This window comes from Sutcliffiella sp. FSL R7-0096 (assembly GCF_038595065.1).
Classification (GTDB): domain Bacteria; phylum Bacillota; class Bacilli; order Bacillales; family Bacillaceae_I; genus Sutcliffiella_A.
This window is the reverse complement of the sequence record NZ_CP152003.1, coordinates 3,119,011-3,144,540: the sequence shown is the minus strand read 5'-3', so window position 1 is coordinate 3,144,540 and position 25,530 is coordinate 3,119,011. Positions and strand designations below refer to the sequence as shown.

At 41.3% G+C, this 25,530-nt stretch carries 26 protein-coding genes, 1 pseudogene and 1 riboswitch; of the genes and pseudogenes, 21 read left to right on the top strand and 6 right to left on the bottom strand.

Going from position 1 to position 25,530, the window contains the following annotated elements; all coding sequences use genetic code 11:
• The first annotated feature begins 25 nt into the window (after positions 1 to 25).
• From MKY77_RS16145 to MKY77_RS16105, 9 genes and pseudogenes are all read left to right on the top strand, one after another.
• A complete protein-coding gene (locus tag MKY77_RS16145; RefSeq protein WP_339146841.1) occupies positions 26 to 478 on the top strand; it encodes a hypothetical protein in 453 nt (150 codons plus the stop codon).
• Between the two features lie 4 nt (positions 479 to 482).
• Positions 483 to 920 (top strand): annotated as a pseudogene (locus tag MKY77_RS16140) (GNAT family N-acetyltransferase); the annotation flags it as partial.
• Between the two features lie 54 nt (positions 921 to 974).
• Positions 975 to 1,388 carry an aminoglycoside 6'-N-acetyltransferase gene (gene aac(6'), locus MKY77_RS16135; protein WP_339149838.1) on the top strand — a complete coding sequence of 138 codons (414 nt, stop codon included), beginning with the start codon at positions 975 to 977 and terminating at the stop codon, positions 1,386 to 1,388.
• Positions 1,389 to 1,393: 5 nt separating this feature from the next.
• The gene (locus MKY77_RS16130) at positions 1,394 to 2,146 is read left to right on the top strand and encodes a class I SAM-dependent methyltransferase (protein ID WP_339146840.1); all 753 of its coding nucleotides are present in this window, start codon (positions 1,394 to 1,396) and stop codon (positions 2,144 to 2,146) included.
• A gap of 12 nt (positions 2,147 to 2,158) precedes the next feature.
• On the top strand, positions 2,159 to 2,593 hold the full coding sequence (locus MKY77_RS16125; protein WP_339149837.1) for an NUDIX domain-containing protein: 435 nt from the start codon (positions 2,159 to 2,161) through the stop codon (positions 2,591 to 2,593).
• Positions 2,594 to 2,649: 56 nt separating this feature from the next.
• The gene (locus MKY77_RS16120) at positions 2,650 to 2,865 is read left to right on the top strand and encodes a GNAT family N-acetyltransferase (protein WP_339146839.1); all 216 of its coding nucleotides are present in this window, start codon (positions 2,650 to 2,652) and stop codon (positions 2,863 to 2,865) included.
• Between the two features lie 78 nt (positions 2,866 to 2,943).
• Positions 2,944 to 3,810 (top strand): AraC family transcriptional regulator, encoded by an 867-nt coding sequence (locus tag MKY77_RS16115; RefSeq protein WP_339146838.1) that lies wholly within the window; start codon positions 2,944 to 2,946, stop codon positions 3,808 to 3,810.
• A gap of 36 nt (positions 3,811 to 3,846) precedes the next feature.
• Positions 3,847 to 4,092: a cytoplasmic protein gene (locus MKY77_RS16110; protein ID WP_339146837.1), complete on the top strand. Its 246-nt coding sequence runs from the start codon at positions 3,847 to 3,849 to the stop codon at positions 4,090 to 4,092.
• 227 nt (positions 4,093 to 4,319) lie between these two features.
• Positions 4,320 to 4,622 carry a DUF5658 family protein gene (locus MKY77_RS16105; RefSeq protein ID WP_339146836.1) on the top strand — a complete coding sequence of 101 codons (303 nt, stop codon included), beginning with the start codon at positions 4,320 to 4,322 and terminating at the stop codon, positions 4,620 to 4,622.
• A 20-nt stretch (positions 4,623 to 4,642) separates the two neighbouring features.
• Here MKY77_RS16105 and MKY77_RS16100 read toward each other — a convergent pair whose 3' ends face one another.
• Together MKY77_RS16100 and MKY77_RS16095 are read right to left on the bottom strand one after the other, a co-directional pair.
• The gene (locus MKY77_RS16100; RefSeq protein WP_339146835.1) at positions 4,643 to 5,461 is read right to left on the bottom strand and encodes a YqhG family protein; all 819 of its coding nucleotides are present in this window, start codon (positions 5,459 to 5,461) and stop codon (positions 4,643 to 4,645) included.
• A complete protein-coding gene (locus MKY77_RS16095; RefSeq protein ID WP_342515380.1) occupies positions 5,439 to 7,136 on the bottom strand; it encodes an SNF2-related protein in 1,698 nt (565 codons plus the stop codon). Before MKY77_RS16095 ends, MKY77_RS16100 begins: the two co-directional genes overlap by 23 nt.
• Positions 7,137 to 7,406: 270 nt before the next feature.
• A riboswitch (glycine riboswitch) is annotated at positions 7,407 to 7,506 on the top strand.
• 198 nt (positions 7,507 to 7,704) lie between these two features.
• Here MKY77_RS16095 and gcvT point away from each other — a divergent pair.
• The 3 genes from gcvT (at position 7,705) to gcvPB (ending at position 11,825) form a co-directional block, all read left to right on the top strand.
• On the top strand, positions 7,705 to 8,808 hold the full coding sequence (gene gcvT / locus MKY77_RS16090) for a glycine cleavage system aminomethyltransferase GcvT (protein WP_339146833.1): 1,104 nt from the start codon (positions 7,705 to 7,707) through the stop codon (positions 8,806 to 8,808).
• A gap of 207 nt (positions 8,809 to 9,015) precedes the next feature.
• Positions 9,016 to 10,362: an aminomethyl-transferring glycine dehydrogenase subunit GcvPA gene (gene gcvPA, locus MKY77_RS16085; protein WP_339146832.1), complete on the top strand. Its 1,347-nt coding sequence runs from the start codon at positions 9,016 to 9,018 to the stop codon at positions 10,360 to 10,362.
• On the top strand, positions 10,359 to 11,825 hold the full coding sequence (gcvPB, locus tag MKY77_RS16080) for an aminomethyl-transferring glycine dehydrogenase subunit GcvPB (RefSeq protein ID WP_339146831.1): 1,467 nt from the start codon (positions 10,359 to 10,361) through the stop codon (positions 11,823 to 11,825). The genes gcvPA and gcvPB overlap by 4 nt, the downstream gene beginning before the upstream one ends.
• 168 nt (positions 11,826 to 11,993) lie before the next feature.
• On the opposite strand, the gene MKY77_RS16075 is transcribed toward gcvPB, so the two are convergent.
• Positions 11,994 to 12,278 carry a hypothetical protein gene (locus MKY77_RS16075; protein WP_339146830.1) on the bottom strand — a complete coding sequence of 95 codons (285 nt, stop codon included), beginning with the start codon at positions 12,276 to 12,278 and terminating at the stop codon, positions 11,994 to 11,996.
• A gap of 81 nt (positions 12,279 to 12,359) precedes the next feature.
• Here MKY77_RS16075 and MKY77_RS16070 point away from each other — a divergent pair, with 81 nt between their 5' ends.
• Positions 12,360 to 12,854 carry a DinB family protein gene (locus tag MKY77_RS16070; protein ID WP_339146829.1) on the top strand — a complete coding sequence of 165 codons (495 nt, stop codon included), beginning with the start codon at positions 12,360 to 12,362 and terminating at the stop codon, positions 12,852 to 12,854.
• A gap of 229 nt (positions 12,855 to 13,083) precedes the next feature.
• Here the strand turns inward: MKY77_RS16070 and MKY77_RS16065 are convergent, their stop codons facing one another.
• Positions 13,084 to 13,464: a rhodanese-like domain-containing protein gene (locus tag MKY77_RS16065; protein ID WP_237664152.1), complete on the bottom strand. Its 381-nt coding sequence runs from the start codon at positions 13,462 to 13,464 to the stop codon at positions 13,084 to 13,086.
• A gap of 171 nt (positions 13,465 to 13,635) precedes the next feature.
• Here MKY77_RS16065 and MKY77_RS16060 point away from each other — a divergent pair, with 171 nt between their 5' ends.
• The 7 genes from MKY77_RS16060 to MKY77_RS16030 all read left to right on the top strand — a co-directional run bounded on the left by MKY77_RS16060 (position 13,636) and on the right by MKY77_RS16030 (position 23,348).
• Positions 13,636 to 14,472, top strand: a complete 837-nt coding sequence (locus tag MKY77_RS16060; RefSeq protein ID WP_339146828.1) for a biotin/lipoate A/B protein ligase family protein — start codon at positions 13,636 to 13,638, stop codon at positions 14,470 to 14,472.
• A 672-nt stretch (positions 14,473 to 15,144) separates the two neighbouring features.
• The gene (locus MKY77_RS16055) at positions 15,145 to 17,712 is read left to right on the top strand and encodes a vitamin B12-dependent ribonucleotide reductase (RefSeq protein ID WP_339146827.1); all 2,568 of its coding nucleotides are present in this window, start codon (positions 15,145 to 15,147) and stop codon (positions 17,710 to 17,712) included.
• Positions 17,713 to 18,094: 382 nt separating this feature from the next.
• The gene (locus MKY77_RS16050; RefSeq protein WP_339146826.1) at positions 18,095 to 19,213 is read left to right on the top strand and encodes an endospore germination permease; all 1,119 of its coding nucleotides are present in this window, start codon (positions 18,095 to 18,097) and stop codon (positions 19,211 to 19,213) included.
• Positions 19,188 to 20,639: a spore germination protein gene (locus MKY77_RS16045; protein ID WP_339146825.1), complete on the top strand. Its 1,452-nt coding sequence runs from the start codon at positions 19,188 to 19,190 to the stop codon at positions 20,637 to 20,639. The genes MKY77_RS16050 and MKY77_RS16045 overlap by 26 nt, the downstream gene beginning before the upstream one ends.
• Positions 20,636 to 21,781 carry a Ger(x)C family spore germination protein gene (locus MKY77_RS16040; protein WP_339146824.1) on the top strand — a complete coding sequence of 382 codons (1,146 nt, stop codon included), beginning with the start codon at positions 20,636 to 20,638 and terminating at the stop codon, positions 21,779 to 21,781. The genes MKY77_RS16045 and MKY77_RS16040 overlap by 4 nt, the downstream gene beginning before the upstream one ends.
• Before the next feature lie 113 nt (positions 21,782 to 21,894).
• Complete coding sequence (gene mntR, locus MKY77_RS16035; protein WP_237664158.1) at positions 21,895 to 22,320, top strand: transcriptional regulator MntR; 426 nt, start codon at positions 21,895 to 21,897, stop codon at positions 22,318 to 22,320.
• Between the two features lie 143 nt (positions 22,321 to 22,463).
• Positions 22,464 to 23,348 (top strand): patatin-like phospholipase family protein, encoded by an 885-nt coding sequence (locus MKY77_RS16030; protein ID WP_339146823.1) that lies wholly within the window; start codon positions 22,464 to 22,466, stop codon positions 23,346 to 23,348.
• Positions 23,349 to 23,371: 23 nt separating this feature from the next.
• On the opposite strand, the gene MKY77_RS16025 is transcribed toward MKY77_RS16030, so the two are convergent.
• Both MKY77_RS16025 and MKY77_RS16020 read right to left on the bottom strand, forming a co-directional pair.
• Positions 23,372 to 23,755 (bottom strand): SA1362 family protein, encoded by a 384-nt coding sequence (locus tag MKY77_RS16025; RefSeq protein ID WP_237664160.1) that lies wholly within the window; start codon positions 23,753 to 23,755, stop codon positions 23,372 to 23,374.
• A gap of 98 nt (positions 23,756 to 23,853) precedes the next feature.
• Positions 23,854 to 24,801, bottom strand: coding sequence for a DUF1385 domain-containing protein (locus MKY77_RS16020; protein ID WP_339146822.1), 948 nt, complete (start codon positions 24,799 to 24,801; stop codon positions 23,854 to 23,856).
• Positions 24,802 to 24,982: 181 nt separating this feature from the next.
• On the opposite strand from MKY77_RS16020, the gene MKY77_RS16015 reads away from it, so the two are divergent.
• Positions 24,983 to 25,510, top strand: coding sequence for a YqhR family membrane protein (locus MKY77_RS16015; protein ID WP_339146821.1), 528 nt, complete (start codon positions 24,983 to 24,985; stop codon positions 25,508 to 25,510).
• Positions 25,511 to 25,530: the final 20 nt, after the last annotated feature.

Genomic DNA, 25,530 nt, shown 5'->3' with positions numbered 1-25,530 from the left:
GAGATTATAGACGGGGGATACAGAAATGAAAAGGGGCCTAGTATTGTTTGTAATTGGCTTCACAATCGCTTCCTCAACTGCTCATGCGCTTAGCTGGGCATATAAATTTGTTGTATGGGAAGGTGGAGTGTACGAAGTCACAGAGGAAGTTGTGGATGCTTCAGACCTAGGGAAGAAGATTGGTGAGGTTAAACGTATGGCTGATGATATGACGGGAGCCTATTATGGGGACGCGTCCAACTATTATGAAAAGGGTACGAAGTACTACGCTATTAATGGAATCGACACCGGATCTGCATTAGCAGTAGAGGATCAACAAGACGAGTGGGTTAAAGCGGTGTACCTACATGAAGCGCCTTTTCATTGGACGGATATTTTACCATATATTTTGCTGGGAATTGCTGTCTTTGTTCTATTTATCGTCTTATCCTTACGATACGCAAGCAAGAAAGAGGGAGAATATCATAAAAAAAAATAACACTATTATTACTTTACGCCAGATTACAGCTAAAAATTGGGAAAAAGCAATACAATTAAAGGTTTCAGAGGAGCAAAAAAATTTCGTAGCATCCAATCTTTATTCCATTGCACAAGTGCAATTTTTACCGGATTTTAAGGCGATGGGGGTTTATGTTGAAGAGGAATTGGTGGGTTTCGCGTTGTATGGGATTGATCCGGATGACGGGAATTACTGGATCTACCGTTTGATGATAGACGAAAAATCACAAGGAAAAGGATATGGAAAAGCGGCCCTTACAGAAGTGCTGAAGGACATAAAAAGCGGAAACTCCACCTCCATCCCTCTAGTCATGATAGGATATGAACCAGACAACCTTCTAGCGAAACGATTGTATGAAAATGCCGGTTTTGTTGAAACGGAGATAGCTTCATGGGGAGAGCAACTGGCTAAGTTGGAACTTAAATCGGCAGAAGGTAAAGGTGAGGCGGACGTAGTAGAAGCATTAAACGTTCATATGGAACATTACACCGAAATGGCCTTAGATTTATGGCCGGAAAGTACCGAGGATGAGTTGCAAGAGTCCTTCCAACAAATAATGACTTCTGAACGAGACAAAATATTATTCTACCGACTAGGTTCTGAGTTTGTTTCATTCATCCACCTCTCCGTCAGAGTGGACTATGTGGAAGGTACAGAATCCTCCCCAACTGGATATATAGAAGGAATATATGTAAAACCGCAACATAGAAGGAAAGGGTATTCCGCAAAGCTAGTGAAAGTAGGGGAACAGTGGCTTAAAAAGAAGGGCTGCAAGCAGATCGGCTCGGACATTCATTTGGACAACCATGTAAGTTATGATTTTCACATTGGGCTGGGGTTTAAGGAAGCAAGCAGATTGATCGCATTTATAAAAGATATAGAGGGGTAATTCATATGAATCAACTATTAGAAAGTAATCGCAAAAGCTGGGACAAGGTCGCACGTTATTTTAACGGGGTGGATGCCCTTCCAAGTTACGGTCCATTCTCCCAAACGGAAGATGAATTGAAGCTTTTGGATGATCTGCAAAATAAAAAGGTATTGGATATTGGTTATGGAAGCGGCCATTCCTTGATATACATGGCGGAGGAGAAAGGTGCAAGCGAATTATGGGGAGTGGACCTTTCATCTGAGCAGAAATTAACTGCTGAAAAAACATTACAAGGACTGGAGCCTCGTTTATTCAGTGCACCGATGGAACAGGATATAAATCTTCCTAAAGAGTATTTTGATTGTGTTTATTCCATCTATGCGCTGGGATGGACGACAGATTTAAAAACAACTTTAACTTTAATCCATTCTTATCTAAAAAAGGGAGGAAGCTTCCTTTTTAGCTGGGACCACCCATTATATCCACATATCAAAAGTGAAAATGGTGTCATGACGTTAGAAGGCACCTATCAGGAAGAAGGACTTCAGACCTTTGAAAAATTCAAAGGGGAAGATGCACCAATGACAATCCACACTAGAAAACTAGCAACCTACATAAACGAACTAATTCAAGCGGGTTTCACTATCGAAAATGTAGTGGAAAGTGAAGTGGGAGAACGCTTTAAAGATGAGGACGCGCCGAGATCGGACCGCTACTATTCTCTTTATAAGACTCGCAGATTTCCATCAACGTTAATAATTAAAGCAAGAAAATAGGGGGGGATAATGATGTTTTTTATAAATGTGGAAGGTGCTGTGTACAGAGGGGACAAGTGGCTGATGATTGAGCGGAGCCATAAAGAGGAGCATGCGGCAGGAATGCTTTCCTTTGTTGGAGGTACGGTTGATCAGGAAGGCGCTTCCTCTGATATTTTGGAACGGACCTTAAGAAGGGAATTGATGGAGGAAGTGGGCATCACCGTTTATGAAAAAATGTCGTATGTCCGCAATACCTCCTTTGTTTTGGCGGATGGCAGGGAGGTAGTGGACATTGTCTTCCTTTGTGAATGGCAGAGTGGAGAGCCTTATCCTAAAAGTCCGGATGAGGTGGAGGCCGTTCATTGGTTAACGACCGATGACATTATGAAGCATCCAAAGACCGAATCCTATCTGCATGACAATATAAGAGAAGCGGATCGGTTGAGAAGTAAGATAATGGTATAGAATTTAGGGGGACGGAAGGGTGTTTAAGGTTTTTGATAAAGACGAGGAATTCCTTAATGGCAGTGAATTTATACAACGGTGTTTTTACGCCAGTTTCTTTAAGAAAACAAGGATATGCAAGTGCATTGGTAGCTGAGGTAAGTTCTCATATAATTAGAGAAGGTCTTACTCCGATGCTATACGCGGATTTAAAGAATCCATCTGCGAACAAAATTTATCAAGATATTGGGTATACGGAAAGTGGAAAGATCTCAGACATCCTCTTCACCTAATCCTGCCAAAACGAAGCACAAACGAACAGGAAACCAACCATTTCCACTGATAGGATAGACATAAGGAGTGAGGCCGATATGGCGTTGGTGGAATCGATTCAACGGGCAATCGAATATATGGAAAAAAATTTGTTGGAGAATATTTCTATTGAGGACATTGCAAGACAGGCTAATTTTTCGACCTTTCATTTTCAACGAGCTTTCGGATTGTTGACAGATACCTCTGTTTCAGAGTATTTGAGAAGAAGGAGGTTGACGCTTGCTGCACAGGATTTACTTACAACGGACAACAAGATAATCGATATTGCCTACAAATATGGCTATGACACTCCCGAGGCTTTCACAAAGGCATTCCGTAGGCAGCACGGTACTTCTCCAACCGAAGTGCGGAGGCATGAAGGGAAGCTGCAAACTTATAACCGCCTGGTTATCCAGGTGACATTGGAAGGGGCAGAACCGATGAAGTATAGTGTAGTGAACAAAGAGGCATTTACAGTCGCAGGGAAAAAGAGAAGATTCTCTTGTATTAACGATGAACAGACCATGGAGATTCCAAAATTTTGGCAGGATGTGAACCAAGAAGGCTTTACGGATAAGTTATTCCAGCTCAATAATGGTCCGATCAAAGGAGTTCTTGGTGTATGCGAAGGGACAACAGAAGAAATGAAGTCTGAGCAAGTGATGGATTATTGGGTGGCTGCGGCCATGGAGGGTGACATTCCGGAGGAGTTGGAAAGGTTGGAGATCCCGGCTTCCAAATGGGTTGTCTTCGAAGTGCACGGACCGATGCCCCATGCTATGCAAGACACATGGAAACGTATCTTCTCCGAGTGGTTCCCATCCAATAGCTATGAGCACTCTGGAGCTCCGGATTTCGAATTATACACAGACGAAGATCCATCAAGTCCAGATCTTTACTCAGAGATATGGATACCGATAAAATAGATATAAAGTGTTAATGGATGAAAAAAGGAGATTTTTATGGAAGAGTATTTAGCAAAAGCACATAAGTTTAGCAGTCATCATCGAAGAGAATTAGAAAAGGACGCGGCATGCGGATGTTTTTTCTGTCTAGAGATTTTCAATCCTTCATTGATATCAGAATGGATAGACCAAGAGGATACAGCAGTATGCCCACATTGTGGAATTGATGCTGTCATAGGGGAAAGTGCTGGCTTTCCGATTACGAAAGAGTTTCTAAGTGAAATGAATCGAGTATGGTTTTAATTTCAAGATTAGGACCGGAAGAAGTTATTAGAATATGAAAAAGGAGTGAGCGCTCATCCAATGGGTCAGACTCACTCCTTTTTTATATCTCAGATTTGATTTCGGCGAACTGGATAAAATATAAAGTATGACTAAAAGTTAATGTTCTTGAAAAAGAACAAAAAATTGTTTTATTAAGAACGACAAGGGTATAATAGTTCTTGTAAGAGAACATAAGGGGGGACACGATGGTCAGAAAACTATTAATCGTTTTGCTATTATTAAATATTTTTGATGGAGCTGCGACTTACTATGGCCTTCAATTTCAAATGATTGAAGAAGTGAACCCCCTGATGAAAGCACTTTATGAAACAAGTCCATTCTTGTTTCTTTCCTTTAAACTGGGAGTTTCCTTTTTATTATTTTTTTTCATTAAAAGGAATTTGAAACTAAAGTCCATCATCCTAAAAGTGGTGAGTGCGACAGCTGTTTGTGGATACAGTATGGTGACGATCCTTCATGTATATTGGATTTTCTATTATATAAGTTAAACATACACAATGGTAGAGGATTATCGCCCATTGTGTATGTTATTAATAAAGGAAGGACTAAGATAGAATAGGCCTCCGTTAATAATTGTTACATGAATTTTCGGCTCATACTGCTCCTGTAGAGCCTTCTTCTCCGTTTCGTAAGCTTCTGGCTTTTCTTCGTCATCCTCGTAGAAATGTTGTAAAAGTTGAAGATCTTTTTCCCAACGCTTCCTGGCTTCATCTGCCCATTGATGATCTTGACTTGCGATAAATCCATTCACATAATGCTCAAGTCGCGAAAGGCCGCTTGCCGGCATGATGATGGGGGTCATGGTAAAGCAGAAATCGGGTATTTTGGGTGTCATGTTCATCCTTGCTACTTCTTCTTGAAAACGTTCCAAAATAGTACCTGTAATCAGGTGGATCCCGAGTGACATGATTACGTCCTTCTTACGGTCGCATTGATAGCTTACTTTCATGTTCACGTTCAGCCATGGATGAAGGGGAAGATGTCCCGCACCGTTATGCGCTTGAACATTTTCATACAAGCGGATATACCCAGCTAGACTCTTCGTGGACTCGAAGATTTGGTGCATCCTGGGAGAGCCGAAATGAACGTGGTCCCCTTTAAGGTCTTCCGGTGCTTTGTTGCTGTCTGTGATCAAGGTCATCTTCATCGGATTTGGTTCGCCGCCAGTTTTCTCCAGATAGTGCCAATAGAAAGGACGGTTCATCAGTTCCTTGTCCATATCAATGGACAACTGGACGGCAAGGTGACTATTGGTATTCTCGACAATTTCACAGCTGTTTGCTGTAAAATAACGCTCCAAAAATCTATGAATTTCCCGCTGCTGCATGTGGCTCTTCCTCCTTTTTCATCTGATCCGCAAATTCAATGATAGATGAGAGGTTTTCCATTTTTATTTTCATTTCACCTTCAGATTTGGAGTGAAGCATTATATCCTGGATATGTTCTTCCAAATTCTTGATCTCCATCTTTGTCAAGATATCATCAAGTTCTCCAATGACCCGCTCAAACAGGTTTATCTTTTCATAAAGCAGCTTTAAAATATGCTCCTCTACCGTATTGCTTGTTGCAAAATTGTAGATATGAACATCCCGTTCCTGCCCAAGCCTGTGAATACGTCCGATTCGCTGCTCCAGTCTCATTGGATTCCAAGGTAGATCATAATTGATGATATGGTTACAAAACTGGAGGTTGATTCCTTCACCCCCGGCCTCTGTCGCAATAAGCACCTGAACATGATTTTTGAACAATTCCCTCATCCAATCCTTCTTCCCGCGCTTGAATCCACCTCGGAAAGGAACGGAGGTAATGCCATTTTGCTTCAGGAACCATTGGAGATACATCTGAGTGGCTCTGTATTCCGTGAAGATGATCACCTTGTCTTTCACTTTTCGGATGAGCTCCAACACTTTTTCCGCTTTTGAATTCCTTCCAACCAAATCAATTTTTTCAAATATATTCAGAAGGCGCTGTGAAGGCTGATAATGAGGATTCTCCTGTTGCTTCCTTTCAATCATGTTCTTGACCGTATAGTAAACGGCTTCCCGACTGCTGCATGCTTCCCGCTGCAACGTCATAATAGAAAACTGACTTGTAATCGGCACATAAGGATCAGCCTTTAACTGATTGATTGCATCATAAAGGTCCTGTTCCTCTTTTGAGAACTCGATGATACACGACTCCACATTCCGCTTTGGCCAATCGATACCAGTATCACCACGCCTGTTCCGGATCATGACCTTGTTAACCAGTTCTTTTAAATACTCATCGTTATCCAGCTTTCGGTCCTTCGCTCTGAATACCTCGGAAAAATTGCTCTCACTCCCCAAATGACCAGGCTTAAGGAGAGAAACTAAGTTGAAAATTTCCTCCACTTTATTCTGGATGGGGGTGGCCGTTAATAGTAAGCAAAATTTCTTCTTCAAATTCTGCACAAATTCATAGTTTTTTGTTTTATTGTTTTTCAGTTTATGAGCCTCATCAATGATCACCATGTCATATTCAAGACTATTGATAATCTCTCGGTGGGGACTCCGTTTAGCTGTGTCGATGGAAGAAACCACCACATCACATTGCTCCCACACATAGCTTTTCTTCTGTCCGATTGCAGGAATATAGAACTTCTGATTCAGCTCAATGGCCCATTGGGATACGAGGGAAGCTGGGACTAGTATCAATACTTTCTTTACCAGTCCACGAATCATATATTCTTTGAGAATAAGACCTGCTTCAATCGTCTTACCGAGGCCAACCTCGTCCGCAAGTATGGCTTTGCCATTCATTTCTTCCACCACATTTCTAGCTACCTCCAACTGATGTGGAAGTGGTGTGAGCTGTGGTAGATGGGAAGGAGCAAGCAGCCCTTCAAACTCAGGGATGCTAAGATGGTTTTCTACTTCCAAAGCTAGTTTGAATAACTCGAAGTTTGCCCAAGGTCCATCGTCTGTCATTCGTTTGAGGAGTTCTTCCTGCCATTCTTTATCAAAAATAATCTCTACATTCATCGATGTGCATCCTTTCTGAATTATCCAATTTATAGTATGTTGCAAAAGGATAGCGTTTTCATTAGAAAATATTGATAAATCACTTGTTTAAAGCCGAACATTTAGCTATATAAAAATAATAATGATCAGTGTTTTTGTATTGCCAGAATCCTTTGTCTAATGGTAGGATAATAGTGAGCTTTGAAAGGCGATTTTACCTACCAAAATAAACATGAATGTTCTAGCTTCCTATCTAGTATGACCATGTTTGTAAAAAATATTATATTGCGAATGAGAACAAGGGGAGAGACTGTCCATCAAGATGCGGCAGCGCCGAAGGAGCAAGCAGACTACATGTGAATCTCTCAGGCAAAAAGACTCTTGTTGGACGCAACTCTGGAGAGCGTTTATTCATGATGTGCATGGACAAACCACCAAAGGGGAAAGCCTTCTACATAAGGTAAACTTTCAGGTGCAAGGGACAGAGAACTCTTTTTTGAAAAAGGAGTTTCTCTGTCCTTTTTTTGAGGAGTAAAAGAAAAATAGTAGGTTGAAATTCTTTTTGGTTAGTAAAAGGAGGAGAAAAGTAATGACTGAACTTAAGAAAACACCATTATTTGAAGCGTACAAAAACCATGGTGCCAAAACCATTGATTTTGGTGGATGGGATTTGCCGGTTCAATTTTCAAGTATCAAAGATGAACACGAGACGGTACGAACCAAAGCCGGTTTATTTGATGTTTCCCACATGGGAGAAATTGAAGTAAAAGGAAAAGACAGTCTAGCTTACCTACAGAAAATGATGACAAATGATGTTTCCAAGTTGAAGGATGGCGGTGCACAGTATACAGCGATGTGCTATCCAGACGGAGGAACAGTGGATGACCTTCTTATATACAAAAAGGCGGACGAAGATTATTTGCTTGTTGTGAATGCATCCAATATTGAAAAAGATTTTGACTGGTTAAAAAGCCACGCAACAGAGGAAGTGGAAGTGACCAATATCTCGGAAAGCATTGCCCAATTGGCAATCCAAGGACCTTTGGCAGAGAATATCCTTCAAAAGCTGACAAACACAGATCTTTCAGCGATCAAATTTTTTAAATTTAATGAAAATGTAGATATCAATGGTGTGATTGCTCTTGTTTCCAGAACCGGATACACAGGCGAAGACGGGTTTGAAATCTATTGCCAGCAAGAAGATGCTGTACAACTCTGGGACATGTTGCTTAAGGCTGGAGAAGAGGATGGACTTGTTCCTTGCGGATTAGGAGCCAGAGATACACTACGTTTTGAAGCCAACCTCGCTCTATATGGCCAGGAGCTTTCAAAAGACATTACTCCGATCGAGGCAGGGATCGGTTTTGCAGTAAAAACGAATAAAGAAGAAGATTTTTTTGGGAAAGAAGTATTAAAAGAACAACGTGAAAACGGTGCCCCTCGTCGCATAGTGGGAATTGAAATGATAGACAAAGGGATTCCGCGTCACGGCTATGAAGTGTTCGTCGGGGATAAGAAAATCGGTGAGGTGACAACAGGTACACAGTCTCCTACTTTAAAGAAAAACATCGGACTCGCGCTATTGGAAAAAGATTTCACGGAGCTTGAAACGGAAGTAGAAGTACAGGTGCGTAAAAAACGCCTTAAAGCGAAAGTCGTCAAAACACCTTTTTACCAACGACCAAAAAACTAAAAGGTTTGTAGCTGTTTGCTTGGAGCAAAAGGACTAGACCCCAGCGGGAGAGTAGCGACAATGTTGAGTCCCCGCAGGCTTGCCGAGGAGGCTCAAGGTGGCCCTCTGGGTAAGCGAAGCCTTTTGCGGAGAGCAACAGTGGTGTTTACCTACCTTTTAACAGATTTTATATTAATAACCCAAAACGAACCGGAGAGGGGAACTCACATGAAACATCGTTATTTACCGATGACAGACCAAGACATCCAGGAAATGCTGCAAGTAATCGGTGTAGAAAACATAGAAGAACTTTTTTCAGACATCCCGGAAAGCGTCCGCTATGACGGAGAACTGAAAATCAAAAAGGCAAAATCTGAATCAGAATTGATGCGCGAACTAAGTGATTTGGCTGCGAAAAACAAAGATTTACGCAAGCATGCCTCCTTCTTGGGAGCAGGCGTTTATGATCACTACATGCCGGTTATCGTAGATCACGTCATTTCCCGTTCTGAATTTTACACAGCATACACACCTTATCAGCCCGAGATCTCACAAGGTGAGCTACAGGCAATCTTTGAATTCCAGACAATGATCTGCGAATTAACTGGCATGGACGTTGCGAACTCCTCCATGTATGATGGCCCAACCGCCTTCGCAGAAGCAGCGATGCTTGCATGCGGTCATACAAGAAAGAAGAAAATCCTAATCTCAGGTGCTGTACATCCTGAAGCGAAAGCGGTAGTTACATCGTACGCAAAAGGCCAATATGTGGAAGTCGTAGAAATTCCAACAAAAGACGGAGTGACCGATCTAGCGGCACTTGAAGAAATGATATCTAGTGACGTAGCAGCCGTCATGGTTCAATATCCAAACTTCTTCGGCCAAATCGAACCACTTCAAGAAATTGAGAAGCTTGCACATACAGACAAGGGAATGTTTGTTGTATCATCCAATCCATTGGCGCTTGGTGCTTTGACGCCTCCAGGAAAATTTGGCGCTGATATAGTAACAGGTGATGCACAGCCATTCGGTATCCCTACACAATTCGGTGGCCCTCACTGTGGTTATTTTGCCGTCACATCAAAATTGATGCGTAAAGTTCCTGGTAGATTAGTAGGACAAACGGTGGATGAGGAAGGCCAACGCGGATTCGTTCTGACGTTGCAAGCGCGTGAACAGCATATCCGTCGTGATAAAGCGACCTCTAATATTTGTTCCAACCAGGCATTGAACGCATTAGCTGCTTCTGTGGCCATGACGGCACTCGGCAAAAAAGGTGTAAAGGAAATGGCGGTACAAAACATCCAGAAAGCGCAATACGCCAAGCGAACGTTGGAAGCTGCTGGGCTGAAAGTAACATTTAGCGGTCCGTTCTTCAACGAATTTGTTGTGAAGCTGTCCACTCCAATTAAGGAAGTCAATCGCAAGCTTCTTGAAAAAGGATTGATTGGTGGCTACGACTTAGGGACGTACTACCCTGAACTAGAAAACCATATGTTACTTGCGGTAACGGAACTGCGTACAAAAGAGGAAATTGACACACTAGCGAAAGAATTGGGGGCTCATCACCAATGAATAAACAAAATCAACCACTCATTTTTGAAATGTCCAGAGAAGGTCGTATCGGATACAGCCTGCCTGAAAACGATGTACCCGAAGTAGATTTAGCGGAACTTTTCCCTGCTGCATACATCCGCGAGGAAGCACCGGAACTACCGGAAGTTTCCGAACTTGATATCATGCGTCATTATACGGCATTAAGTAATCGTAACCACGGTGTGGACTCTGGCTTCTACCCGCTAGGTTCTTGTACGATGAAATACAACCCAAAAATCAACGAAAACGTGGCACGCTTCCCTGGTTTCGCACATATTCATCCGTTACAGGATGAATCGACTGTCCAAGGGGCGTTGGAATTGATGCACGACTTGCAAGAGCACCTGATCGAGATTACAGGGATGGACGAAGTGACCTTGCAACCAGCAGCTGGAGCTCATGGTGAGTGGACAGGACTTATGATGATCCGTGCGTTCCATGAAGCTAACAAGGACCATAACCGAACAAAGGTAATCGTTCCTGACTCCGCGCACGGAACTAACCCGGCATCTGCAACAGTAGCAGGCCTTGAAACCATTACGGTAAAATCCGACGAAAATGGTTTGGTAGACCTAGAGGATCTTCGCAGAGTAGTAGGGGAAGACACGGCTGCTTTGATGCTGACCAACCCGAATACACTTGGACTTTTTGAGGAAAACATCCTTGAGATGGCTCGCATTGTCCACGATGCAGGCGGAAAGCTTTACTATGATGGAGCAAACTTGAATGCGGTACTAAGCAAGGCTCGCCCTGGGGACATGGGCTTTGATGTGGTTCATTTGAACTTACACAAAACATTCACTGGCCCTCACGGCGGTGGAGGCCCAGGTTCTGGACCGGTTGGAGTAAAAGCGGATTTGATCCCATACCTGCCAAAACCGTTAGTAGTGAAAAAAGAAGATGGCACATTCGGTTTCGATTACGACCGCCCAGATTCAATCGGCCGTGTGAAGCCATTCTACGGAAACTTCGGTATCAACGTACGTGCTTACACGTATATTCGATCCATGGGTCCGGATGGATTGAAAGCAGTCACAGAATATGCCGTTCTGAATGCGAACTACATGATGCGTCGTCTGGCAGAGCACTACGACCTGCCGTTTGACAGACATTGCAAGCACGAATTCGTATTGAGCGGTAAGCGTCAGAAAAAACTTGGCGTCCGTACATTGGACATCGCAAAGCGTCTGCTTGACTTCGGCTACCACCCGCCAACGATCTACTTCCCATTGAATGTGGAAGAGTGCATCATGATTGAACCGACGGAAACGGAATCAAAAGAAACATTGGATTCCTTCATTGAAGCGATGATCCAGATTGCACGTGAAGCGGAAGAAAGTCCGGAAGTGGTGCAAGAAGCACCTCATACAACAGTGATTAAGAGATTGGATGAGACGTTGGCAGCCCGTAAGCCTGTGTTGCGTTATCAGAAGGAAGCTTAATTGGGATTTGGATTGGAGAGAGGACAGGGACGCCTGTTCTCTTTTTTTCAATGTTGGGATTTTGGAGCTGGGGTATAAGTGGTTCGAGTGTGTGTCTGCGTGTCGAATTTTGACGGAGAAGGTCGATTTCCTGATATAATCTGTTTTTTCCAGATATAATTTAAAATTTCATGATAAATCTTGAAAATTCCGGATATATTGAGTTTTTTCCAGATATATTTCATTTTTTCTTGATATAGCATCTCCTCTATTGTTTAAATGAGTCCCTTTAACACAATTTGGGTGCATGAAGCATAAGTCCAAATCCGTTTTCACAAAATATCTATCTGAAAATGGGGTTGGTTGAAAGAGTTTGGCTAGTTGGTTGATAAACAACCGAACTTGGTTGATAAAATAAAAACTTGAAGGATAAACCCTCATGGGCCACAAAACATTCCATTCCTTCCAAGTCATAATCAACCTCCACCACATATCACTTCTCAAACTCCCCAAAAAGCCTTAAGATATAACTAGAAACAAAGGGAGGGAACGCAAATGTACTATGAGCAAACCTATAAAGCAAGAGAAGAGCTACTTGAACTGCTAGAAGGAATCTCAGAAAAACAACTGCATGAAAAGCATGACACCATCTGGACTGTCTCTCAGAATGTTGAGCACCTTTACCTAATTGAAAACAAGATAACAAACGGCTTAAGTAAAGCGCTGGAAGTAAAAAATGAAGTGGAAGAAAAAGATTTACCCCTAGCAAAAATGCTTGCCAATAGAACATATAAGGTGGAAGCGCCAGAAGACATCACACCATCCGAACACCCATACACGAAAGAGGAATTAGTAGAGCTGTTGGAGCAATCGAGAGCCAACTTGAACACGTTCATTCAAGAAGTGGACGATATTTCGCTACATAAATATGGCTTCAATCATCGCTGGATCGGCGATCTTTCCGCACAACAATGGGTACAATTAATTGGGTTCCATGAACGACGTCACATAGAACAGATCAATCAAACATTAAACAATACCGTACAATAAACACAAAAGAGCACTTGCAGTTACTCACTCTGCAAGTGCTCTTATCTATATGCTATACTCGCATACGATGTTGCTTTTTCGCATGATTGGTCTAACCGTATATTCCTAGCTGTCGTGCTCTTTTCTCGGTTTTCCCAAACAGCTTACATGCCAATTTTAGTGAATTTATGCTGTAAAAAGTCCAATTGCCAACTTTTTACTAGTAACAAAGTTTGAGAAAAGAGCTCTATTAGTTCTTCGTTCTAATTTTACCGCCCCAGCGCTTGAATCCACCTTTAAGTTGATAAAGCTGGGTGTAGCCTTTACGCTTTAACATTTGAGCTGCACGGCCACTGCGCATGGTGTTCTGGCAATAAATGTAGACTGGTTGGTCTTGGCGTACCTCTCTAATTCTCATTTTCATTTGAGACAAAGGAATGTTTCTTGCGCCAAGGATGTGCCCGCCTTCGTACTCTTTCGGCTCACGGACATCAATCAGCTGCGCTTTACGATAACCAGCGCGAAATTCTTCTTCCGTTAAGGTTGTTAGAATTTTACGTTGGTAAATGAACATGATCACTGAATAGACGATAAATGCTGCCAAGATTCCTAATGTTACGTACAAAGCCAAACTAGACAACCCCTCTTTTTCTTTTTCTACCAAAGTATATTATATAAAAGCTTAAGAGAAATGTCATCCTTTTCTACTATTCACAATAAAAAATACCAAGCTTTAACTTTGAAATCAAATGGGAGTTTTGGTAGACTAATCTATCATATAGAAGTAAATGAGGTACATAATATGACCAAAGAAATCTGGAGGTTCATTGATTCTAAGGATCAATCTCCTGCATTTAATATGGCGCTTGATGAAGCGTTATTAGAGTGGCACAGTGAAGGCAAGATTCCACCCACCATTCGATTTTACGGTTGGAACCCTCCTACTTTATCTGTTGGCTATTTTCAAAAAGCAGAAAAAGAAATCAACATGGAACGCGTACGAGAGTTAGGTCTAGGTTTTGTAAGGAGACCAACAGGTGGACGAGGCGTCCTTCATGACAAGGAACTGACATATAGTGTCATCGTATCTGAAGAACATCCAGAAATGCCCCAGACGGTTACAGAAGCATACCGGGTGATTTCAGAAGGTATCTTGGAAGGATTCAAGGCGCTTGGACTTGATGCATACTTTGCGATTCCAAGAACAGAAGAGGAAAAGCAAGGGTTAAAGAACCCTCGTTCTTCCGTATGTTTTGATGCACCATCCTGGTATGAACTTGTAGTCGAGGGAAGGAAGGTTGCCGGCAGTGCGCAGACCCGTCAAAAAGGTGTTATCCTGCAGCACGGTTCCATTCTACTGGATATTGATGAGGATTTACTTTTTAGCCTGTTCAACTACCCGAGTGAACGAGTGAAGGAACGGATGCAGAAGAACTTCAAAAATAAAGCAGTGGCAATCAATGCCCTTCGCGAAATCCCAGTCACCATGGAGGAAGCAAAAAAGGCGTTTTATATGGGATTTGAAAAAGGCTTAAATATCACGCTTGAACCACATGAGTTGACGGGAGCAGAGTTGGCTGAAGTACATGCAATCATGGAAAAGAAATATTCCACAGACGAGTGGAATTATAAAAGATAACGAGGAATAACTTCTCGTTATCTCAGTATGTAGACAAAGGTTAAAATAAAGAAATTCTCTAGTTGATCGCAGTGGAAGGTGCGAAGACTCCTTCGGGAGGAAAGGACATGGAAGACCCCGCAGGGCGTAGCCCGAGGAGGCTTCCGGACTGCCCGCGGATAGCTTAGCTCCTGCAACGAAGATCAACTCTTCCAACAGATAACCTAACTAGTTTATAGTTGGTCAACAGTCTGAGATAACGAGGAATAAATTCTCGTTATCTTTTTGTTTTGCACTATATGTAGTAGGGTAGTGTAAAGAGTCGACTATATATGTAAAAGTCAAAAATGGAAAATAAAAAAATATTTTTCGCCAAATAGGGAGGATTTTCTCAAAACGTTGATACAGTAGGCTTGCTATATTTCGTAAAAATGCGCAAGCGACAAAAAAAGTCATTATGCTTCGAAAATAGAATGTAATCTTCGTTTCTCTTGAATTTCCTCTCTGATTTGACGCTTTTACAATTTGACAAATTTAGATTTCTTTCGCAGAAAATCAATATATAGTAGTGTCGAAAATATTTTAAATACTATATGTTGATATTTTATTGGCAGATATGATACCTTATCTGTACAAACAAATTTTACAGAAGTAATATTTGGTAGAACTACTAGTTTTAGAGGAGTTGTAATAATGACGATCGCAATTAATGAATCCAAATTAAAAATTGATGTAGAACGCTTGAACAAGGACATCGGCTTGTTTCCTCAAGTACACCCCATTACAGAGGACATGACCACCACACATAAAGGTGTTTCCCGCCTGGTCATGCTCGATCGTTACGCATTTAAAGATACCGAGAAAGTAACGCTTACAGCTGGAGATTTTGTTGTACTAACGATTAAAGAAGACCCAAAATTCCCTGCAAGAGGTCTTGGTTACATACAAGACATAGACTGGTCTACCAAAAAAGCTTCTGTACTAATTGAGGAAGAGTATCGTGGAGTTTTGACAAAGCAAGGTGAAGCTGAAACTGGAGTTGTCGTCCGTTCCTTAGATGTTATTGAAAAGCCACTTGAAGTCTTCTACGAGCAAATTGCCAAACGTAACGCGAAAGGGTTGGCAGCGGTAGAAACGACGGAAGAGAAGCGTCAGGAATGGTTCGAAAAGTTCTATCATGAACTGGTGAACATGAACTTTGTACCAGCAGGACGTGTGCTATACGGAGCTGGGGCAGACACAGATGTAACATACTTTAACTGTTATGTGATGCCGTTCGTACAGGATTCCCGTGAAGGAATATCCGAACATCGTAAACAAGTGATGGAAATCATGAGTCGCGGTGGTGGGGTTGGTACAAATGGATCAACGCTTCGACCACGAAACGCCCTTGCAAGAGGGGTTAACGGTAAATCCTCTGGTAGTGTCTCCTGGTTGGACGACATTGCAAAGTTGACTCATCTTGTTGAACAAGGTGGATCAAGACGTGGAGCTCAAATGATCATGCTAGCAGACTGGCATCCTGATATCGTAGAATTCATCATTTCCAAAATGCAAAACCCTAGAATTCTTCGCTACCTAATTGAAAATACAAATGACGAAAGCATCAAAAAAGCGGCAGAGGATAAGCTGAAGTTTACACCATTGACAGATCAGGAAATCACCATGTACCAATCTGTTACAAACTTCAAGCACATCCCTGGATACGGCGGATTTACAGAAGCAATCATAAAAGATGCAGAGCAGAAGCTTAAAGTGGGCGGAACGTACACGGTTCATAACCCAGAATTCCTGACAGGTGCCAATATTTCCATTACGCTCACAAAAGAATTTATGGAAGCTGTTGAGAACGATGCAGACTTCGATCTTCGTTTCCCTGATGTGGAAGCATATGATAAAGATGAAATGGCCCTATACAATGAGCAATGGTCAGAAGTTGGAGATGTTCGTGAATGGGAAAAGCAAGGACACAAGGTGAGAGTATACAGAAAAATTAAAGCCAAAGAGCTTTGGAACTTAGTCAATATCTGTGCGACATATTCAGCAGAGCCGGGCATTTTCTTCATCGACAATGCCAACGATATGACAAATGCAAAAGCATACGGACAAAAGGTCGTAGCAACCAACCCATGTGGGGAACAACCCCTCGCACCATTTTCTGTCTGCAACTTGGCAGCAGTCAACCTTGCTCAATTTGCGGACAAGGAAACCAAAACAGTAAACTTTGAAAAGTTGAAACAAACAGTAGAAGTCGGCGTAAGAATGCAAGATAACGTCATCGATGCGACGCCATACTTCTTGGAGGAAAATAAAAAGCAAGCATTAGGAGAGCGCCGTGTTGGACTTGGAGTAATGGGCCTTCACGATCTTCTAATCTATTGTGAAACAGAATACGGTTCTGAAAAAGGCAACGAGCTTGTAGATAAAGTATTTGAAACGATTGCGGTTACTGCATATCGTGCTTCAGTGGAACTTGGAAAAGAAAAAGGAAGCTTCCCGTTCTTAGAGGGTGCAACAGTAGAAGAGACAAATCGCCTACGTGAAGCATTCACAAAAACAGGCTTCATGGGCAAAATGCCGGAAGATATCAAAGAAGGCATCATGACTTCAGGTATTCGTAACTCTCACCTATTAACGGTGGCTCCAACTGGATCTACTGGAACAATGGTGGGCGTATCAACAGGTCTAGAACCGTACTTCTCCTTCTCTTACTTCCGCAGTGGACGTCTAGGGAAGTTCATTGAAGTCAAAGCGGACATCGTTCAAGAATACTTGGATGCGAACCCAGAAGCAGATGCGGAGAACCTTCCAAACTGGTTCATCTCTGCAATGGAACTCGCTCCTGAAGCACACGCCGATGTCCAATGCATCATCCAAAACTGGATTGACAGCTCCATTTCCAAAACGGTTAATGCGCCAAAAGGATATACAGTGGATCAAGTGAAAAAAGTGTACGAACGCCTCTACAAAGGTGGAGCAAAAGGTGGTACCGTCTATGTGGATGGAAGCCGTGACTCCCAAGTCCTAACCCTGAAAGCCGAAGAAAACACCATGGACGAAGGCGAGCAGATTCAAATGGAAGATGTAGTAAAGAAGCCGGTCGTACTTGTGGAAACAATCAACGATTTGCGCTCGACCAATGTTCAATACGGATCAGAAGTAGGGAACACATGCCCTGTTTGCCGTGTTGGTACAGTAAAAGAAATCGGTGGATGTAATACATGCACAGACTGTGGTGCACAGTTGAAATGCGGATTATAAGATAGATCATAAAACGAGAAGGAACCCTTAGAGGGATCTTCTCGTTTTTTTCTATTAGCTCTTTTCGTAAACTTTGTTGCTTTTAGGTACTTATAAAATAACCGTTATATTCGTTATTATCGTGCTCTTTTCCCTGTAGCACGAAATTTATTACTGCATTTTTTAAAGTTTCTAATCAGTGAAAAGTCCAACTGCCGACTTTTCTAGTAAAAAGTCCAACTGCCGACTTTTCTAGTAAAAAGTCCAACTGCCGACTTTTTACTAGAGGATAGCAACAATCTTTGAGAAAAGAGCCTTTCTGTTTCATAATCCAGATAAAAAATGGCATAATTTATCAAATATAGGTGAAGATAAACATACTTTAATGAAGCTGGAGATGCCTATGCAAAACGTCACGAAAATCCTAATTCCAAGACAGCTGTTCATGATGGTGGTATTATCAACAGGTTTACTGAACCACGTAATCCTAATCCCGAACCTTTTGAATGCTGCGGGAAGGGACAGTTGGTTAAGTGTAATCATTGCCTACCCCATAGCCATCATCTTTTTATGGTTGGTTTATTTTATAGCCAAAAACAGCTCTGATGAAGGGTTCTTTCCGATGGTTGAAAAACGTCTTGGCAAATTAGCCTCCGCTATATTATCTTTCCCGGTCGTTCTATTTCTTTTCATGGGTGCCTACATCACATTACGAGATTTAATGATTTGGCTGAATGCATATTTCTTATCAGATGCATCTGTTATGATGATTAATTTCATTATGATTTTGGTGTGTTTCATTGTTACACTTGGCGGCATTAAATATATGGCTATTTCTAGTGGATTTTTACTTCCGTTAGTAATGCTTTTTGGTATTTTCATTGCTATCACCAATACCACCTTAAAAGAGCCAAGCCTACTATTTCCACTGTTGAGTGAAGGCTACATGCCTGTATTCAAAGGGGTTATTTATACTTTATCGGGGCTGCTTGAAATCTATATTGTCGTTTTACTGCAACCATATTCACAATCTCCGATAAAGTTCCATCAACTCTTCATCCTGCTTACCATATTGACGGGTTTAATCCTTGGTCCACTGACTGCTGCCATCATGGAATTTGGACCAGTAGAATCCGCTTTTTTTCGCTATCCAGCCTATGAACAATGGAGGGTGTTAAAGATTGGTGAGTATATTTCACATCTGGACTTTTTTGCTCTTTATCAATGGCTTAGCGGTGCCATCATAAGAATCGGATTATTCATTTACCTTGCTGCTACATTCCTCACCAAAAAGAAAAAACATTATAAGTTGAACCCGATATTAGTGGGAGGGATATACCTGATTTTTTTCGGGGTAATGTGGATGGAAGTGGAAACTTTTTATTTCTATGAGTTTATCTATCGTTATTTTTTACCAGCATGTATGGCGTTTTTTCTTTTTCAAATACTAATATCAGCCTTACTGATAATTGTGATGAGGAAAAGAGAGGAATCATATGGAAAATACAATAAGCCAGGATAATAACCATAGAATCCATGACAAAGTTGAACAACTTAAGTCTCAATTTAGTCATAGCCAGGATGTTGTTTTTAATAAACATAGTACAGATTCAGAAACCTTTGAACTTCTATATATAGATAGCCTCGTCGACCTTCAGTATTTAAATCAATATATCTTACCCAAGCTTAGCGAGTGTAAGGAAACCTCCGTCAAAGTACATCTGCAGACTCTATTTCAAGTGCAAGAGGTCACCTCCAAATCGTTGGAAGATGTGGCTTCTTTGCTTTTTGATGGAGATGTGATTTTTTACATAGAGAAAAGCCTTTTAAGTATGAAAGCTGGAGAAATTCCTAAGCGCCAACCTGAGGAATCTGCTCTTGAAACTTCAATCCGTGGACCTAAAGATGGGTTTGTTGAGGATATAAGAACCAATATTTCTTTAATCAGAAGGAGACTGCATACCCCTTCGCTATGCTTGGAGAAATTTACGATTGGAAAAAGAAGTAAAACGAAAGTAGCTTTGCTCTACCTTGATGATGTTATAGACAAAAAGGTCTTGGAGGAAATACGAAAGAAATTAAACAATGTGGAATTAGATATCCTGACCAGTGCCTATGAATTGGAATCCACTGTTCGAGATCGACCGTTTTCTGTCTTTCCCACTATGGATTTTACAGGAAGACCGGATTTTGTGGTTCAGATATTAAACCAGGGGCGTTTTGCTTTATTAGTGGATGGAAATCCGACAGCATCATTTGCTCCGGTCAATTTACTTCTTCAAACAAAATCACCTGAAGATACCTATATGAATTTTGCCTTTGTTTCGGTCGAGCGGTTGATTAGGATGATTGGGATCATGGTTTCCGGTTTTTTACCAGGTTTATGGATCGCCTTTTCTTCTTTTAATATTGAACAAATTCCATATCTGCTTGTTGCCACTATTTCTGTCTCACGATTTGGTTTGCCACTTTCTGCACCCATTGAAATGTTTATCATTTTGTTCCTCTTTGAGCTTTTCAATGAAGCTGGTGTACGGCTTCCCAGAGCTATTGGACAAACTGTAGCCGTGCTTGGAGGACTAATTGTCGGGGATGCTGCGATCAGAGCTGGATTGACGTCTCCGACCATGTTGGTTGTTGCTGCCATCACCTATATCGCATCTTTTACATTAGTTAACCAATCATTAAGTTCAGCTATCACCATCATTCGCTTTTCCGTTATTTTATTGAGTACATTTTTTGGGTTATTCGGTATTGTGTTGGGCTTCATTTTAACCGTGTTTTATTTTTCTACATTGACTTCTTTTGGTGCTCCCTATTTTGGTTCCCTTGCACCTGTAAAACTGAAAGAAGTAGTGAAATCCTTCTTAAGGGCACCTGTTCAATTTTACAAAACAAGGAACGAATCCACGAGTCCAGATGACGCAACAAGGGGGAATCAGCAGTGAATAGTAAAGGTATTTTATCCATCCTTGTTTGTATCTTTTTGCTTACGGGTTGCGGAGGCATAAAGAATATCCAGGACCTTACCTATATAGTAGCAATTGGTATGGACTATGATGAAGCAGAAGAGGAATATATCGTATACCTCCAAGGATTGAATTTCGCCAATGTGGCAAAACAGGAAGGAGGAAAGCCAGTTGAAGAAATTCCAAGCTTTGTCGGAACTGCTAGAGGGAAGACGTTAAACCTTGCTGTAAGTGAATTATATAAGAAAGCAGAACCACCTATTTACTTTGGACATGTAAGTACCTTATTAGTTAGTCAACGTCTGATTAAAAGCAAATCAAAGGAAGTCTTAGAGGAGATTGCCAGGAACAAATCACTTAGACATACGTTGCGGGTTGTGACTACGGAAGAAAGCATAGAAGAGATATTTTCAATAAAAGCTCTATTTAATTACCCAGCCGTATATACGGTTCTATTTAAAGGAAAAACACACGGTCTTGCTCAAAATGAGTTGCAACCAACTACCCTATTACATTTTTTAAGGTCTTATTACGAGCCGATGGGTATCGCGAAACTTCCGTCCGTCTCCATAGATGATAGTACATGGCACACGGATAAGGAGTTTCCTGTGCTTTACTTAAATGGGTATTCTGTATATCAACAACAGACGTATGTGAAAAATATTCCCTTAGATGATGCGATATTTCTAGAATGGATGGTGGCTGGTGAAATTGCTATTGATCGCGAGGTTAGGGAGGGGGAAGAATTAGTGGCAGCAGTAAAACTTTCCAGCCCTAAATTAAAAATCACCTATGAGAAAGACACACCTTCACCGTCATTTACTATTGAACTATCCTCAAGGGCCGATTTGCTAGAAAAGTTAAAGGATGTATCTGTAGATGAGTTGAAAAAAAACCTGGAAGAGGACATAAAAAAGCAAGTGATGGAACTGTATGATAAAGGGGTGGAAAGTAAATTGGATTTACTAAATACTGGTGAAAAATGGTATAGGAAACATCCTAAAGCATTTAAGGAATTAAAAGCTTCCAATAACTTTTACCTGGAAAAAGAATCGTTGAAAGAAGTAAAAGTCGATATTCAAATTTTTCACTTTAATTCTTACGAATACGATAGGATGTGACTGGTTTTATAGCCCAACTCTACTGTAACAAAACCCTAACTTGTCATCCTATGAGTCTTGGGGTATCATTTTAAATGACGGCTTAGTACGTGGATTGGAAATGGAGGGATATTATGCCTACCCCAAGTATGGAAGACTACATAGAACAGATATACATGTTAATTGAAGATAAAGGATATGCGCGTGTGTCAGATATTGCCGAAGCATTGGCTGTACATCCCTCTTCTGTAACAAAAATGGTTCAGAAACTAGATAAGGACCAATACTTAATCTATGAAAAATATCGTGGCCTGGTACTGACTTCAAAAGGGAAGAAAATCGGTAAGCGGTTGGTATATCGTCACGAATTGCTTGAACAGTTCCTAAGAGTAATAGGCGTGGACGAAGAAAATATCTATGAAGATGTGGAAGGAATCGAACATCATCTGAGTTGGAATGCGATAGATCGCATCGGAGATCTTGTTCAATACTTTGAAGAAGAGAAGGATCGGGTGGAAGCACTGCAGACCATCCAAAAGCAAAATGAAGATAACCAATAAAGAGGTAGACCTTGCCATTTGGCAGTGGGGTCTGTCTCTTTTTTTGATTTCAAAAAGTTAAACGGTATAATTCACCTTCTTTCTTATTAAAGATGTAAAAGGAAGAATTAAGACTCGGTGTAATTGTGATGGAGGGGATGCCATTGAAAATTGACGGTGTGTTTTCTGGGGGAGGCATAAAAGGTTTTGCATTAATTGGCGCCTTGCAAGCAGTCGAAAGTAGGGGATTGGAATTAGAGCGGCTGGCAGGAACGAGTGCGGGTTCCATTGTGGCTGCGTTTACCGCAGCCGGCTACACAGCCAATGAAATATATAAGATGCTTGATGAAACAGATATTATGAACTTCCTTGATCAGAGAAGGACACTGTTGCCATCACCTATCACCAAGTGGCTCCTATTGTATTGGAGACTTGGTCTATATAAAGGAGATGTTTTAGAGAAATGGCTGGAACAGAAACTAGCAGATAAAGGTGTGAGGACATTTGGAGATCTTCCAAAAGACCATCTCAGAATCATTGCTTCCGATCTGACCAGCGGAACAATTGTAGTCTTACCAGATGATCTTCCTAAATATCATCTGGACCCCAAGAAGTTTTCGGTAGCAAAAGCGGTAAGGATGAGTTGTAGTATCCCTTATTTTTTTGAACCAATCAAAATAAAAGGAAAAGGAGTGACGTTTCTATTTGTTGATGGTGGAGTATTGAGTAATTTTCCAATCTGGCTTTTCGATAATGACAGGATACCTAAAGTAAGGCCTGTACTAGGGATTAAGCTAAGTGCTAAACAGGAGGATCGCCCAGTTAATCAGATCAATAATGCCATCACTATGTTTGGTGCCTTGTTTGAAACAATGAAGGATGCGCATGATGCAAAACATATATCAAGCCGCCATGAGAAGGATATCATTTTTATTCCCATGGACCATATTGCCGTAACGGAGTTTGCATTGACAGAAGAACGAAAAAGGGGACTAGTGGAAATCGGGAAGAAAAGGGCAGAGGCATTTTTAATGAAGTGGTGCTACTAAGATGAAAAAACCGAACTTTCCCTTTAGAAGAAAGCCCGGTTTTTCTTTTTGCCCTTTTTCCCTTCGATGACGGTCAGATGGGATGGGGCTTTGCGTTTTGGTACGGAAGGTTTGGAGCTTGCACGGTCCCTGCTTGTAATGGGACTGACATTTGGTTTAGTACCTGCTGTGGATGCATATCTCTTTTTCGATTGCTTGACAGCTTTACTATACCTAGCATCAGTTTTGCCTCCAAGTCTACCCTGGATAAAATAGCGGAAAATCAGATAAAATACGGTTGCTCCCCCTACAATTAAAAGGAGATTTGTAAACAACCCTCCTGGATTACTGAACAACTGAATGATTAAATAAAAAGCTGCTAAGGAAACGAGGGTATAGAATATAGGTTTTCGATAGCTTCTTTTCATTTTCGCCACCTCCCAGGTAACCAGTTTACATGTTCAACGGTTACCACCACTGATTGTTTTAATAGTATATTTTCTAGGATAAGGCTTGTTGCGGGTTTTTATACTATTTCTTCGGTAATCTTTTTCTCCGAATCTTGTTCGAGTTCCAAAAGTCTGTTAAAGGACTGGATGGCCACTTCCACTTGGTCGTCCGTTGGTTCTTTTGTTGTTAATAATTGTAACCAAAGTCCTGGATAGCCTAAAACTTTTAAAACAGGAATATCACGCACTTTATTTGTAAGCTGTAAAACTTCAAAAGAAATTCCCAGAACAACTGGAATGAGTGCTAATCGATTCAATACACGCGCCCATAAAGGGTCTGTCGGTACAAGTAGGTACACGAAGAAGCCTACGACAACCGTAAATAGGATGAAGCTGCTCCCGCATCGGTAATGCAATCTAGATTGTGCTTGGATATTGCTTACATTTAATTCTTTCCCGTTTTCGTAAGCGTTAATCACTTTATGTTCCGCGCCATGATATTGAAAGACCCTTTTTATGATCGGGGTAAATGAAATGAAGTATATGTATGCTAATAAAAGCATCAATTTAAAGACCGTTTCTATCAAAACTTGAGCAAAATCACCCGGGAAAACCGGTTTTGTCAATTCGGCCAAGAAAACTGGGACAAGAGTAAAGATGAACTTACCAAAGATGAAAGATAATATGCCGACTGCCGCCACACTTAATATCATTTCAAGTTTGGATGGCTCTTTTTTGTTATAAATCTCTTCTTCATCTTGACTTGGATCGACATCATAGCGCTCCGTGGAGAAATTCAGATGCTTGGATCCGTTACCTGCTGCTTCCACAATGGCAACGATACCACGTAAAAAAGGGATCTTTTTTAAAGTCTGTAATGTCGGATTTGTTTTTCTTGGTACATGAAGGTATTCGATGGAATTATCTTTTCTGCGGATTGCTGTCACGTAATGGCGTTTTCCGCCAAACATCACACCTTCCACCACAGCCTGTCCTCCATAAACAGGTTTTGAATCTTTTGACATGATAGCACCAACCTAACTTTTCTAAGAAGAAAAAATTTCTATTACTTAATATTCTACCCGAATCTTCAAAAAACCTCTACTCCCGGAGATTCTTTGTTGGAAAAAATGTGGTGTTTCTGTATGGTTCTGCTTTTCTTATGGAAAGATATGTGTATACATGCGGAAGAGAGGAAGACGTGCGATGAGTGAAAACAAGCAATTGGAACAAAACCAAAGAGAAGAGCCGATGAGTTTTATGACAAAAGTCATCATTACCGGATTTGTGGGTGGTGTGTTTTGGAGCTTGATTGGATATTTTGCGTTTATGTTCAGCTTCACCGAAATCAGCCCGAATGTGGTGCTTCAGCCTTGGGCGTTGGGGGATTGGAAAAAAGGGTGGCTCGGGCACATCATCAGTGTCATCCTACTGGGATTGTTCGGCATTGGGGCGGCTCTCATTTATGCAGCCATCTTAAAAAAGTTCCAGCAGTTCTGGATAGGAATAGTTTATGGGCTGGCGCTATGGGGACTTGTTTTCTTTCTATTGAATCCCATGTTTCCTTCCATAAAGACAGTAATGGAACTTACCCTAAATACAAACGTGACGAATGTATGTTTATACATTTTATTCGGGGTTTTTGTCGGCTACTCCATTTCTTTTGAGCACAATGAGATGCAGAACCAAAATCAGCATGCAAAACAACATACACAATCCTCATCTAATGAGTAGTAGGGGATAGCAGAATGTGA

Coding starts and splice junctions, on each gene's coding strand:
- MKY77_RS16145 (WP_339146841.1), top strand. CDS start 26: ATGAAAAGGGGCCTAGTATTGTTTGTAATTGGCTTCACAATCGCTTCC.
- MKY77_RS16130 (WP_339146840.1), top strand. CDS start 1,394: ATGAATCAACTATTAGAAAGTAATCGCAAAAGCTGGGACAAGGTCGCA.
- MKY77_RS16125 (WP_339149837.1), top strand. CDS start 2,159: ATGTTTTTTATAAATGTGGAAGGTGCTGTGTACAGAGGGGACAAGTGG.
- MKY77_RS16120 (WP_339146839.1), top strand. CDS start 2,650: ATGGCAGTGAATTTATACAACGGTGTTTTTACGCCAGTTTCTTTAAGA.
- MKY77_RS16115 (WP_339146838.1), top strand. CDS start 2,944: ATGGCGTTGGTGGAATCGATTCAACGGGCAATCGAATATATGGAAAAA.
- MKY77_RS16110 (WP_339146837.1), top strand. CDS start 3,847: ATGGAAGAGTATTTAGCAAAAGCACATAAGTTTAGCAGTCATCATCGA.
- MKY77_RS16105 (WP_339146836.1), top strand. CDS start 4,320: ATGGTCAGAAAACTATTAATCGTTTTGCTATTATTAAATATTTTTGAT.
- MKY77_RS16100 (WP_339146835.1), bottom strand. CDS start 5,461: ATGCAGCAGCGGGAAATTCATAGATTTTTGGAGCGTTATTTTACAGCA.
- MKY77_RS16095 (WP_342515380.1), bottom strand. CDS start 7,136: ATGAATGTAGAGATTATTTTTGATAAAGAATGGCAGGAAGAACTCCTC.
- gcvT (WP_339146833.1), top strand. CDS start 7,705: ATGACTGAACTTAAGAAAACACCATTATTTGAAGCGTACAAAAACCAT.
- gcvPA (WP_339146832.1), top strand. CDS start 9,016: ATGAAACATCGTTATTTACCGATGACAGACCAAGACATCCAGGAAATG.
- gcvPB (WP_339146831.1), top strand. CDS start 10,359: ATGAATAAACAAAATCAACCACTCATTTTTGAAATGTCCAGAGAAGGT.
- MKY77_RS16075 (WP_339146830.1), bottom strand. CDS start 12,278: ATGACTTGGAAGGAATGGAATGTTTTGTGGCCCATGAGGGTTTATCCT.
- MKY77_RS16070 (WP_339146829.1), top strand. CDS start 12,360: ATGTACTATGAGCAAACCTATAAAGCAAGAGAAGAGCTACTTGAACTG.
- MKY77_RS16060 (WP_339146828.1), top strand. CDS start 13,636: ATGACCAAAGAAATCTGGAGGTTCATTGATTCTAAGGATCAATCTCCT.
- MKY77_RS16055 (WP_339146827.1), top strand. CDS start 15,145: ATGACGATCGCAATTAATGAATCCAAATTAAAAATTGATGTAGAACGC.
- MKY77_RS16050 (WP_339146826.1), top strand. CDS start 18,095: ATGCAAAACGTCACGAAAATCCTAATTCCAAGACAGCTGTTCATGATG.
- MKY77_RS16045 (WP_339146825.1), top strand. CDS start 19,188: ATGGAAAATACAATAAGCCAGGATAATAACCATAGAATCCATGACAAA.
- mntR (WP_237664158.1), top strand. CDS start 21,895: ATGCCTACCCCAAGTATGGAAGACTACATAGAACAGATATACATGTTA.
- MKY77_RS16025 (WP_237664160.1), bottom strand. CDS start 23,755: ATGAAAAGAAGCTATCGAAAACCTATATTCTATACCCTCGTTTCCTTA.
- MKY77_RS16020 (WP_339146822.1), bottom strand. CDS start 24,801: ATGTCAAAAGATTCAAAACCTGTTTATGGAGGACAGGCTGTGGTGGAA.
- MKY77_RS16015 (WP_339146821.1), top strand. CDS start 24,983: ATGAGTGAAAACAAGCAATTGGAACAAAACCAAAGAGAAGAGCCGATG.